The organism is Bacillus sp. IBL03825 (genome assembly GCF_024712505.1).
Lineage (GTDB): Bacteria > Bacillota > Bacilli > Bacillales > Bacillaceae_G > Bacillus_A > Bacillus_A wiedmannii.
The window spans coordinates 49,279-62,098 of sequence record NZ_JAMXKE010000001.1 but is presented as its reverse complement, the minus strand read 5'-3'; the positions used below and the strand labels follow the sequence as shown (position 1 = coordinate 62,098).

At 35.4% G+C, this 12,820-nt stretch carries 12 protein-coding genes; all 12 read right to left on the bottom strand.

Features of this window, described 5'->3' with window-relative positions; genetic code table 11:
- Nucleotides 1-51: 51 nt before the first annotated feature.
- The 12 genes from divIC to glmU all read right to left on the bottom strand — a co-directional run bounded on the left by divIC (nt 52) and on the right by glmU (nt 12,610).
- A complete protein-coding gene (gene divIC, locus NHG49_RS00330) occupies nt 52-411 on the bottom strand; it encodes a cell division protein DivIC (protein WP_001208737.1) in 360 nt (119 codons plus the stop codon).
- Entirely contained in the window at nt 408-1,061 is a 654-nt protein-coding gene (gene yabQ, locus NHG49_RS00325; RefSeq protein ID WP_016085301.1) for a spore cortex biosynthesis protein YabQ, read from the bottom strand. The genes divIC and yabQ overlap by 4 nt, the downstream gene beginning before the upstream one ends.
- Nucleotides 1,058-1,366, bottom strand: coding sequence for a sporulation protein YabP (gene yabP, locus NHG49_RS00320; protein WP_001059101.1), 309 nt, complete (start codon nt 1,364-1,366; stop codon nt 1,058-1,060). The genes yabQ and yabP overlap by 4 nt, the downstream gene beginning before the upstream one ends.
- Nucleotides 1,367-1,424: 58 nt before the next feature.
- Entirely contained in the window at nt 1,425-1,700 is a 276-nt protein-coding gene (locus NHG49_RS00315) for an RNA-binding S4 domain-containing protein (protein ID WP_001234876.1), read from the bottom strand.
- 14 nt (nt 1,701-1,714) lie between these two features.
- Nucleotides 1,715-3,175 carry a bifunctional methyltransferase/pyrophosphohydrolase YabN gene (yabN, locus tag NHG49_RS00310; protein WP_088047081.1) on the bottom strand — a complete coding sequence of 487 codons (1,461 nt, stop codon included), beginning with the start codon at nt 3,173-3,175 and terminating at the stop codon, nt 1,715-1,717.
- Between the two features lie 12 nt (nt 3,176-3,187).
- Nucleotides 3,188-4,789 (bottom strand): putative polysaccharide biosynthesis protein, encoded by a 1,602-nt coding sequence (locus NHG49_RS00305; RefSeq protein ID WP_088047080.1) that lies wholly within the window; start codon nt 4,787-4,789, stop codon nt 3,188-3,190.
- A 232-nt stretch (nt 4,790-5,021) separates the two neighbouring features.
- Nucleotides 5,022-5,558 carry a stage V sporulation protein T gene (spoVT, locus tag NHG49_RS00300; RefSeq protein WP_000648312.1) on the bottom strand — a complete coding sequence of 179 codons (537 nt, stop codon included), beginning with the start codon at nt 5,556-5,558 and terminating at the stop codon, nt 5,022-5,024.
- 136 nt (nt 5,559-5,694) lie between these two features.
- Nucleotides 5,695-9,225: a transcription-repair coupling factor gene (mfd, locus tag NHG49_RS00295; protein WP_064475156.1), complete on the bottom strand. Its 3,531-nt coding sequence runs from the start codon at nt 9,223-9,225 to the stop codon at nt 5,695-5,697.
- Between the two features lie 105 nt (nt 9,226-9,330).
- A complete protein-coding gene (locus NHG49_RS00290) occupies nt 9,331-9,555 on the bottom strand; it encodes an anti-sigma-F factor Fin family protein (RefSeq protein ID WP_000399441.1) in 225 nt (74 codons plus the stop codon).
- 70 nt (nt 9,556-9,625) lie between these two features.
- Complete coding sequence (gene pth, locus NHG49_RS00285) at nt 9,626-10,186, bottom strand: aminoacyl-tRNA hydrolase (protein WP_078183735.1); 561 nt, start codon at nt 10,184-10,186, stop codon at nt 9,626-9,628.
- A gap of 72 nt (nt 10,187-10,258) precedes the next feature.
- Nucleotides 10,259-11,212: a ribose-phosphate diphosphokinase gene (locus NHG49_RS00280; RefSeq protein ID WP_000107420.1), complete on the bottom strand. Its 954-nt coding sequence runs from the start codon at nt 11,210-11,212 to the stop codon at nt 10,259-10,261.
- A gap of 18 nt (nt 11,213-11,230) precedes the next feature.
- Nucleotides 11,231-12,610, bottom strand: coding sequence for a bifunctional UDP-N-acetylglucosamine diphosphorylase/glucosamine-1-phosphate N-acetyltransferase GlmU (gene glmU / locus NHG49_RS00275; RefSeq protein ID WP_064475154.1), 1,380 nt, complete (start codon nt 12,608-12,610; stop codon nt 11,231-11,233).
- Nucleotides 12,611-12,820 lie beyond the last annotated feature (210 nt).

The following is a 12,820-nucleotide window of genomic DNA, read 5'->3' as shown; positions in this document are numbered from 1 at the left end:
ATTTTACTTTATTATATATAATCCTAAAATATAGTGTCAATAAGACATACTCTACTTAGAAACAGGAAAAATTATCTCCCCTTTTCCAGAGAAGAAATAATCCCTTCTAGCAATCTTTAATACGTACTCTTCATCATTTAACTTTTGAACTTCGTCTTTTAGACTCTTTTCTTTATTCGTTAATGAATCCAGTTCTTTTTTCATGTCCTTAACTTTTGCTTCTTTTGCTCTAATGGAACTGTTTTGTTGATAAAACGTTACACTAATACTCGCAATAATTGTAAAAGCAAAGACAAGAAAAACCGCTAAACGGCGATAAAGTCGCTTCCTGTTCTCATCCGTTTGTATTATATGCTCTTTAACAGGATTTGGACTCTGTTTTTCGATTGTTCTTTGTCTCAGTTCCCTCATTTCCGAGGTCCCCCTAACTTCTTTTTTATACGCTCCCATAATTGGAAGATGTGTCCCTTCAATTTTGCTATATATTGCAGGAACCCTACATGTTTCATTATAAAAAGTTTAACACGATTAGGGAGAAGTTTCCATATGAGCGAAGCAATAAATCGAACAGGCCAGAAAAAAACTTTCCATATGAAAAGTAATATCCAAATCACCATTTTCCATAACACATGTCCAATTGAAAGCAGTATACGAAATAAGAATAATATAAATGCAATAAATAGCTGCGCTATAATAATAACAGGTTTTATCATGAGTAGCTTTATAATTTGAACAAAAAAATGTGTTGTTTGCATAAAAATATAGATGAGAAAATTTAACAGTTTCATGTATAGTGCTTTCAATAAGCTTTGATACGCCGCAAAACCACATAATAATGCCAAAAATACATATATACGTAGTTCAGCTTCATTTACAAGAAGCAATACATAAAAAACGAATAATGCTTGGACAATCCAAAATAGTATATCATGTATAAATACAAGCCAACGTTTACGTTCTTGCCGCTTTAAAAATCGTTGGTATGTATCTAAAGACGCTCCAATCCAAGCACCCATTCCGATCATTGAGAGCATCGTATACAACTGAATTGTTAGGCTCATTTAAACAACTTACTAAAGAATCCTTTAGTTTTCTCCCCTTGATTCTCATCAATATACAGCATCTCATGAACTTTCCCTTTAATCGATACAACACCTTTTTCTACATCTAAATTTTTCATTTGCAAATTTTGACCACGAATTGTTAAAAAACCCATTACGGTCTCAAGTAAAAACTCCTCGCTATCAAAACTCTCTACCTGCTTTACACCGGTAATATCAATTACACGCCTGCCACGCATAATAATATCATGCTCTACCGAAACATTTTGTTGATTAGAAGACATAGGTGAGTAACCATTATTCACGTAAATCCCCCCATAGATTTATACTAGCTAATAGTAATGTATGAAGGGATAATTGATTTTAGAACAAGCCTTCTTCAGCCTTTACTTTTTCTTCGCGAACTAAACTATACATATTTGCTGCATCTTCTTTTTTAGTCGTTTCTTTCAATTCGTTTATTTTTACAGTTACTATTTTTTGACCAAAACGAATTGTTAATTCATCAGCTACTTTCACATCTGAACTCGCTTTTGCCACTTGACCATTAATTGATATTCTTCCTTGATCAGCTACTTCTTTCGCTAATGTTCTTCTTTTAATTAAACGTGATACTTTTAAAAACTTATCTAGACGCATATCAAATCCCCCTATTAACGCTCTGTTTGTTTTGCCTCTTCCCATAAAACATCTAACTGCTCTAATGATAAATCTTGCATCTCTTTATTCATTTCAGCTACCTTTGCTTCCATGTATAAGAAACGACCGACGAATTTCTCATTCGTTGAACGTAACGCCTCTTCGGGATCTATTTTATAATGACGAGCTATATTCACAAACGCAAATAGTAAATCGCCAAATTCACCTAACATTTTCGCCTCATCCATATTTGTAACTTCTTGTTGGAACTCTTGCCATTCTTCTAAGGCTTTCTCTATCATCGGTTGTACATCAACCCAATCGAAACCAACTTTGTCAGCTTTTTTCTGGATTTCATAGGCGCGTAGTAACTGGGGCAAACTTTTTGGAACCCCATTTAAAACAGATTCTTTCACGAATCCTTTTTCTTGTTTTTTAATTTCTTCCCAATTGGCAATTACTTCATCGGCATTATTTACATCCATATTCCCAAATACATGCGGGTGGCGGCGAACCATTTTCTCAGATAAAGTTCGAATAATATCATCTATAGAGAACCAACCTTCATCCTCCCCGATTTGAGCATGCAACATAACTTGTAATAATATATCACCCAGTTCTTCTACTAAGTGATCATCATCCTCTTCATCAATTGCTTCCAACACTTCATAAGCTTCCTCAATTAAATACTTCTTTAAAGATTGATGTGTTTGCTTTTTATCCCACGGACAACCATTCGGTCCACGAAGGTCTGCAATAATTTCTCTAAGCACATCAAACTGTTGATACAAGGACGCACGTTCTTTAACTGGTGGTACATATACACTCGTTAAATTATTCAACTCTGTTTCATGATCTAACATGTACAACGGTACCTTTTTAACTTGTTCAAACGAAGTCCCTGCAGCTGTTACGATATACACTTCATAATCATCTGATAGCATCTCCATTAATGTTAATTTCACATCAGACGCAACGAATGCATCATATACTTGGCAAAAGATTAAATGTTGACGTAATTCTAATTGTCCTCTTTCAAATGATGTGGCGTCAATTAATTGGAATCCTTCAATCGGATCAATCTTTAGACTCGCAAACATAGGATCAAGGAAACTTTGTCCACCTTCAATGCGCACTTCAACATTCGCTACTTCGCCTTTTTCCAACAGTAGCTGAACCGTTCTTTCCGCTACAAGCGGATGCCCTGGCACGGCATAGATGATTTCTGTGCCTTCAGCTTGTTCTAGCAATGTATTCGCGATTGTTTCATATACAATTTCAAATGTATCATGCGCTTCATATACACTGTCAAAGGCTGTATATTGTATACCTTCTTTCTCCAACTCTTCTATAACGGGATGTTCCTTCGTTCTAACAAACATGTGATCTGCTTCTTTTATTTTTCGATATACACCCATCGTTAACTGATCTAACTCACCAGCACCTAACCCTAAAATAGTAATGATTCCACTCACAACCTGCCACCTCTATCCACTCTTCTTCAATAAACCTTCTTTTTTCTCTTTTTTCATAACGGTTCCTATTTCCGCTTTTGTAAATACACGTAATTTTAAAATTAAAAACACATATGTTAATCCACCGATAGCTACACCTAACAATGCCTCAAGTGTTGCAATTCCTCTATGCGTTGTATCAATTACTAATCCAGACATTTGCATCACACGTATAAATATTATTAATACAAACCCCATACCGATACCACTAATAACTACACCTAACATATTACGCTTATCGATAAGCGATTCAGATACAGCTTGCATAAGTAATGCACTATTTAGCACAGAAATTACAATTAACGCAACTAGTGTTGCAATTGCAGCTCCCTTCACACCAAAATACGGCATTAATGTATAATTTAAAGCTAACTTTAAACAACCCCCAAATATAACGAATATTGCTGGTTTTAATGTTTGTCCTAACCCTTGCAAAATAGAAGCAGTTGTAATCGACAATGAACTAAATAAAATAGATAAAGATAAAATGGATAAAACATCTGACCCATCACTATTTTCAAACAACATAATATTCGTAGGCTGAATAATACAAGTTAATCCAATGGCAGCTGCAAATCCAATAACAAATGTTATTTTCATTGCTAACTTTACCTTTTCTCGAATAAAGGAAAGATCTCCTCTTTCCTTCGCCGCTGTAATAATTGGAATAAGTGACAATGAGAAAGAAGTTGTCACGACAGTACCTAATTGCATAAGCGGGATACTTCTGTCGTAAACACCTTTTAATACCTTTGCACTTTCAGCTTGTTCTCCTGCCCCAATAAGTAAGGAATAGAAGGAAATGGAATCAGCCATTTGTATAAAAATAAGTACTAAATTACTAACACAAATCGCCAATCCCTGCCAAAACAGAATTTTAATGATCCTCTTTTTCCCCTTAATTCTCTTTACACTCTTGAAAAATATAGAACGAAAGTCATGACGCATATAAAGTACAAGTACGATAATCCCAATCAGTCCGCCTGCGATTGAACCTAACATAGCACCTGCACCGACTGTATATAAATCAAATCCGTGAGCAATTAGGAATAGAGATAAAAATACAATAATAGAAACACGAATCGTTTGTTCTATCACTTGCGAAACAGCTGTTGGCATCATATTATTGAATCCCTGAAAATATCCTCTTGCTACAGATAAAAACGGCATCAATATGAATGAAAATGAAATAACACGTAATAACTTATCTAAGTGTATATCACCCATGGCTGCTGCAATTGTTTCGGCACCAAAAAACAATGTAAAAAAGCCTACGAAACCAATTCCCAATAAAGACCAAAAAGATACACAGATAATTTCTTCTGCTTCTTGTTGTTTCCCTCGCTCTAATCGTTCCGCAACCATTTTTGAAATTATAATGGGGAACCCATAAGTAGCTAAAATTAAACAAAATCCATAAAACGGATAAATTTGTTGGTAAATATAAAAACCAATATCACCCGCTATATTTTGATATGGAATACGGTAAAAAGCGCTTAATACCTTTGTAACAAAACTTGCGATTGTTAATATAATAGCCCCACGCCAAAAGGCTTGATACTTCTTTGATTCCATACAAGAAAACTCCTTTTTCTATTCTCACCCCTCGTATTATATCATAAAGAAAAGGACAAGCTTCCTTGCCTACACGAGTAATAATACGTTCGCGCAACGATAGAAATGTTCAACGAAAAAAGGTAGCAAAGCGCTACCTTCATTCAATATACATATATCTCCAAATATTTGATTTCTCAAGAAGAAATATCATAATTAGGAAAGATTGCTACTTCTAAAATTCCATATAGCCTTACTGCTCCATTTGTTTCGCTAAAAAGCTTGCAGCTGTATTTACTGACTTATGCTCTACTTCACTTATAATAGCCTCTTTAGAGAAGATAACAACAGCTCCAATTGGATCCCCATTCGCAACAATCGGGCCAATTGTATAGGAACTCACTTTTTCTGTTACTCCATCAATAATTGAAATTTCGCTTTCATCTGTCATAATTACAGACTTACGCTCTTCCATTGTCTTCTCAATTAAATCGCCAACACTTTTATTTAAGTATTCTTTTTTAGATACGCCTGCTACTGCGATAATAGAATCACGATCGCATACAAGCACATTATGTCCTAAGCTATCGTATAAAGCTTCCGTATATTCCTTTGCAAAATTACCTAGTTCACTAATTGGAGAATATTTTTTCAAAATCACTTCTCCATCGCGATCAACAAATATTTCTAGTGGGTCTCCTTCTCGAATACGTAAAGTTCTACGAATTTCCTTCGGAATTACTACCCTACCTAAATCATCAATTCGACGTACGATTCCAGTTGCTTTCATTCTAATGCTGCCTCACTTTCTACTGATGATCAAAGTGGTGAATTTACCTGTTCATGTAAAAATCACCAACTGTTAGACATAGTATTTTACACATTAGTTCTTCTATGCACGCCGAATTGTATTTTTTTATCTTATATTAGGCATTTATGACTTCTTTTTTTACATCTGGCAGGCCTTTTAATAAATTTTCAGCAATTGTTAACCACTTCGATGTCTCTAAACCATTTGTTTTCATAACGATTTTCAATTGCGATCCTTCCATTCCTAGACCAATCATACGTCCAAAACTATTTCCAAGCATGAATAATTTTCCGCCATCAATATTTTGACTTGCTTGTTCTGAGAACAGAATTGTCACTTCAAATTTATTTTGCTTAATTAACTCAATTTGTTCTTTCATTGCCAATACTTTAATATTTGCAATTTGCAATAAGTAACCAACTTCTTGCGGATAATCACCAAATCTATCTATCATCTCTTCCTGCAACTCTTCAATATCCTCAATTGCAGAAACACCTCTAAACTGTTTATACATCATAATCTTTTGTTTACTATCTGAAATATAAGCATCTGGTAAATATGCATCTACTTCTAAATCAATTTCAACATTAACTGTATTTTCAACCCCATCTGTTCCTCTACGCTGTTCAATTGCATCTTTTAACATTTGAGAATATAGATCAAATCCGACAGAATCAATAAATCCATGCTGTTCGGCTCCTAACAAGTTACCTGCACCACGAATGGATAAGTCTCTCATTGCAATTTTGAAACCTGACCCAAGCTCTGTGAACTCTTTAATGGCTTGCAGACGCCTCTCTGCAACTTCTGATAACACTTTATCTCGTTTGTATGCAAAGTATGCATATGCAACACGATTAGAACGTCCAACACGACCACGAAGCTGATACAGCTGCGATAGTCCCATACGATCTGCATCAAATACAATTAACGTATTTACATTCGGAATATCTACACCCGTCTCAATAATTGTTGTACTTACAAGAACATCATGCTGCCCTTCTAAAAACGATAGCATAACAGACTCTAATTCACCTTCGTTCATTTTCCCATGCGCATAAGTTACACGCGCGTCTGGAACTAACATCGAAATTTCATCCGCTTTTCTTTCGATATCCTCCACACGATTATATAGGAAGTAAATTTGCCCACCTCTTGCAAGCTCTCGTTCTATCGCTTCTCGCATTAACGCTGGGTTATACTCTACTACATACGTTTGGACTGGGAAACGATTTTCTGGTGGTGTCTCAATAACAGATAAGTCACGCACACCAAGCATAGACATATGGAGTGTACGCGGAATCGGAGTTGCCGTTAATGTTAACACGTCAACATTTGCTTTTAATTGTTTAATTTTTTCTTTATGCGTTACACCAAACCTTTGTTCTTCATCAATAATAAGAAGACCTAAATCTTTATAAGTAACATCTTTAGATAAAATACGATGCGTTCCGATTACGATATCTACCGTACCATCTTTTAAGCCTTTAATTGTTTCATTTTGCTGTTTTCTCGTACGGAATCTACTTAATAATCCTATATTGATTGGATAATCTTGAAAACGCTCTCGAATTGTTTCATAGTGTTGTTGTGCAAGGATCGTTGTCGGCACTAAAATTGCAACTTGTTTTTCATCCATAATTGCCTTAAATGCCGCACGGATAGCTACTTCCGTCTTTCCATATCCTACATCACCACAAAGAAGCCTATCCATCGGACGTCCACGTTCCATATCTTTCTTAATCTCTTCAATAGAACGTAATTGATCCTCTGTCTCTTGATATGGGAAAGAAGATTCAAATTCTTGTTGTTCTGCCGTATCTGGTGTATATGCATAACCCTTTGAAGCTTCGCGCTCAGCATATAGTTTAATTAGGTCATCCGCAATGTCTTGTACAGATTTTTCAACTTTCGTTTTGACCTTTTTCCAATCATTTCCGCCCAATTTATAAACTTTTGGATCCTTACCTTCAGATCCTACATATTTCTGCACTTGGTCAATTTGTTCAATTGGAACGTATAACTTATCATTACCTTGATATTTAATATTCAAGTAATCTTTATGAACACCATTAATCTCTAATGTCTCGATACCTAAGAATTTACCTATACCATGATTTACATGAACTACATAATCTCCAACTTTTAATTCCGAATAACTTTTAATACGTTCAGCATTAGATAACTTCTGCTTACGTTGTGATTTTTTAACTTTCTTATGAAAAAGCTCTTTTTCAGTAATAACAACAAGCTTTTGCATCGGCATTTCAAATCCTGCATGTAAATCACCTACAGCAATTTGTAACCTTCCAGGCAATAATATGTCTGTGCCCTCTACGATATCTGCCTCAATATCATAATCACTTAAAATATGTTGTAGTTTTTTTACACGTTCATCATCTGTGCCGAGCACAACAGTCGTAAAATGCCCTTCGTTCCATCTATCAATTTCAGTTTTCAACAACTGCATCTGCCCATGGAAATCTTGCATTGTTTTACATGTCACATTCACAATGTTTTGCGGATGTGTATGTGCTATATGACGTAAGAATAACGTTAAATATACAAAACTTCTTTTTTTATGATGAAGAAATTCCTCAAACGAGTGTGAGAAAGATAAATCTTGAATAATTATTCCCTCACCAAGAAGTGATATATACCATTCCGCCTCTTCTGTTTCAAGATGTGATGCTGTTTCTTGAATACGGGAAATCTCATCTAAAACCACAATACCATCTTCTGGTAAATAATCTATAAGACTAGCAGGTTCTTTATAGAAAATAGATAAATATTTAAACATCTGTTCTATACTTTGCCCGTTTTTTAACATCTCAATTTCATGACTTACCGTTTCAAGCACTGTAGTCTTCAATTTATCATCGGAAAGTTTTTGCATCGTCTTAGTCAAGCCTTCCTCAAGATGCTCAATTCCCGACTTCAATTCTTCCTGTGAAAATAAAAACTCTGTTGCTGGACCAAATCTAACACTTTCTTTTTTATCTTGAGAGCGCTGTTCATCCACATCAAATAATCGAATAGAATCAACTTCTGTATCGAAAAATTCAATACGAAATGGTAACTCTTCAGTTAATGGGTAAATATCTAATATTCCCCCACGCAAACTGAATTCCCCAGGAGCTTCTACCATCGACTTACGCTCATAACCAATATGATGTAAAGTATGCAAGAATGTATCTAAATCAATCTCTTGCCCTAGATTGATTTCGATTTGCCTTTGCTTCCACAACTCTTTCATTGGTAAAAATCTGCGTAGTCCTGCAACTGGCGCTACAATAATCCCGTTCTCTCCTGCCGCTAAACGATTCAATACTTCAATACGTTGCGCCTTCAATTCTGGGCTTGCAACACCAATTTCTGATGCTATCAATTCATTTACTGGGTATAACCACACATCTTTTTCACCAAGTAACGCCACTAAATCTTCATGCACTTTTTGTGCTTGATATAAATTATGCGTCACAATAAGTTGTGATTTTTTTGTTTTTTTATATAAGGCCGCCATTAATAACGAACGAGAAGAGGTTGCCATACCTGATACAAGTTGTTCTTTTAAACCATCTTCTAGTCCATTAATAACCGATTGGATCTCTTCATTTTTATAAAATTGCTCTAATAAACCTATCATTTTCAAAACCCCTCTCAACATAAAGAGCAAGCCACTATATTTTATGCAAATATTTTGGAAAAAGAAAACAGAAAAATGCTTTGGACATGCCAAAGCGACAACATTTTATTGCAGAAATTTTTCATATTCATAATACTCAGGATAAGATGCGAGCGTTTCTTGACACGATTCACAAATCGTTTTTATATATATATTTCCATTCTCATGAAAATGAATCATCTCTACTACTTCTTGCTCTGTTAGTTGAAATAAAACGTCGCTATACACTTTTTCTGCAGTAACGGAGCCTACATTACTCCCGCAATGTCTGCAATAATAATAACCTTCCATACTAGCCTCCTAAAAATCCAATTACTACTAGTATGGGTAAAAATAAGACAAAATATTCCCAATCATACCCTTAACTATTGAAGGTATTCATGATTTGAAGAAAAGGTTTATTTAACCATTCTTCACATGCATCCGCTGCTTTTTCAATAGAATGACTCACATCAGGAATTTCTTCCGATGTAAAACGTCCTAATACGTAATCTACTACCTTCATGCCATTTTTCGGACGATCAATTCCCATGCGGATACGTTGAAACTCTTGTGTTCCTAAATGTGAAATTGTTGATTTCACACCATTATGTCCACCAGCACTACCTTTCATACGAAGGCGTAATTTACCTACAGGGATGTCTAAATCATCGTACAGAACAACGAAGTCTTCAACATCAATTTTATAGTAATCCATGAGTGGTCGAATACTTTCCCCAGATAAATTCATATATGTAAGTGGCTTTAATAAGATTACTTTTTCTCCATTAACAAATCCTGCACCAAATATTCCTTTAAATTTTTGTTCATTCAAAGAAATATTCCAACGCTTTGCAAGTTCATCAATCGCCATAAATCCAATATTATGCCTTGTTAATTCATATTCTCTACCCGGGTTCCCAAGTCCTACTATCAATTTCATTCTTGTACCACTACTTTCTTTTTTCGATACGAAAAGACGTAACCAATCTTGGTTACGTCTCATTCTATCCAATTAATTGAATAATACACTTACAGATTCTTCTTCGTATACACGAATGATTGCTTCTCCGATTAGTGGAGCAACTGAAAGTTCATGTACTTTGTCGATTTTCTTCTCTTCTGGTAATACGATAGAGTTCGTTACAACTAACTCTTTAATATTTGAATTTTGGATACGCTCAATTGCTGGACCAGATAATACTGGGTGTGTACAGCAAGCATATACTTCAGAAGCACCGTTCTCAACAAGAGCGTTTGCTGCTAATGTAATTGTACCAGCTGTATCAATGATGTCATCAATTAAAATTGCTGTTTTACCTTCAATATTACCGATAATGTTCATTACCTCTGATACGTTCGGACGAGGGCGACGCTTATCAATAATAGCGATTGGTGCTTTTAGACGATCTGCCATTTTTCTAGCACGAGTTACCCCACCGTGGTCAGGTGACACGATTACGATATCTTTAAGACCTTTTGTTTCAAAGTAATCTGAAAGGATCGGTACACCCATTAGGTGGTCGATTGGGATATCAAAGAACCCTTGAATTTGTGGAGCATGTAAATCTAGAGTGATTACACGAGTTGCACCTGCTGTTTCAAGCAAGTTTGCTACAAGTTTCGATGTAATTGGTTCACGAGAACGCGCTTTACGGTCTTGACGCGCATAACCATAGTAAGGAATAACAATATTAATTGTTTTTGCAGATGCACGCTTTAATGCATCGATCATAATAAGTAATTCCATGATATGTTCGTTTACTGGGAAGCTTGTAGATTGAATAATGAATACATCGCAACCACGGATACTTTCTTCAATGTTAATTTGAACTTCTCCATCACTAAAACGATCAACAGAACATTTTCCTAGTCCTACTCCAATGTGCTTTGCAATTTGCTCAGCAAGTTCCTTATTAGAGTTTAAAGAGAATACTTTCAAATTAGAATTTAGATATTGAGTCGACATCTAGATTAACCCTCCACATTATGATTTTTTCTTATTCAGCAATTGATCAACATAGTCTTCTTTGTTAACTTGACGTGCACGTGCTACAGATAATGCTTTTGATGGAACATTCTCTGTAATTGTAGAGCCTGCTGCCACATAAGCACCATCTTCAACTGTTACAGGAGCAACAAGGTTTGAATTACATCCAATAAATACCCCGTTACCAATCACAGTTTTGAATTTATTCTTACCGTCATAGTTCACCGTAATTGAACCACAACCAAGATTCACGTCTTCTCCAACTTGTGCATCCCCGATATAACTTAAGTGTGAAGCTTTACTTCTATTACCAAAAACAGTTTTTTTGATTTCCACGAAGTTTCCAACGCGTACTTCATCTCCAATAACTGAATCTGGGCGAATATGTGCAAATGGACCAACCGATACTTCTGTACCAAGTTTACTATCATGTACAGTAGATTGACGAATTGTTGTACGATCTCCAATTTCACTATCGCGAATTACTGTATGCGGTCCAATTTCACAATCAGAACCAATTACAGTATTCCCCTCAATAATTGTTCCTGGATGAAGAACTGTATCACTACCGATAATCGCATCAGCAGAAATATACGTGTTACTTGGATCAATAATTGTAACACCATTTACCATGTTCTTTCGGTTGATACGGTTTTTCATAATAATTTCCGCTTGCGATAGAGCGACTCTGTCGTTAACACCTAACGTTTCATCGAAGTGCTCTGTTTGATAAGCTGATACGATATGACCTTCATTTTTTAAAATCTCAATAACATCTGGCAGGTAATATTCACCTTGTACGTTATCATTTGAAACTTTAGAAAGTGAGGCGAATAAAGCTTTATTATCAAAACAATACGTACCTGTATTGATTTCTTTAATAGCTAATTCTTTCTCATTTGCATCCTTATGCTCAACAATCTTTTCAACATGACCATTCTCATTACGAACGATACGACCATATCCAGCAGGTTCTTCTATGTAAGCTGTTAGCACCGTTGCCATTGCCCCTGCCTCTTTATGTTGCTGAAGCAATGATTCCATCGTTTCAGCAGTTATTAGCGGCGTATCACCACAAATAACTAAAGTTGTTCCTTCTTCGTTTGCAAGTACACTTGCAGCTTGATCTACAGCATGTGCTGTACCAAGTTGTTCTGCTTGTAATGCAAACTCACTTACGTTTCCTAGCTGTTCTTGTACCATTTCAGCACCATGTCCTACGACTGTTACAAGTTTCTGCAATCCTAATTGCGTTACTTGATCGACAACATGTTGTACCATAGGTTTTCCACATACAGGATGAAGCACTTTGTATAGCTTAGACTTCATACGTGTGCCTTTGCCTGCAGCTAGAATCACTGCAAATCTGTTTGACATATAGACCCTCCATCGCAACCTATTTATCCATTAACGATATTATCCTAAATCATCATATATTTCAAGAAACACATTTTAACTATTAAATTTTACCATAATTCTTATACGATGTTTTACTCTTTAGTATCTTTTTTAAGAAATAAGCTATACTATTTAAAATGATTTTGAAAAAATTAGAAGTTTTCCTCTTCACTTTGAAGAATTCAGAAT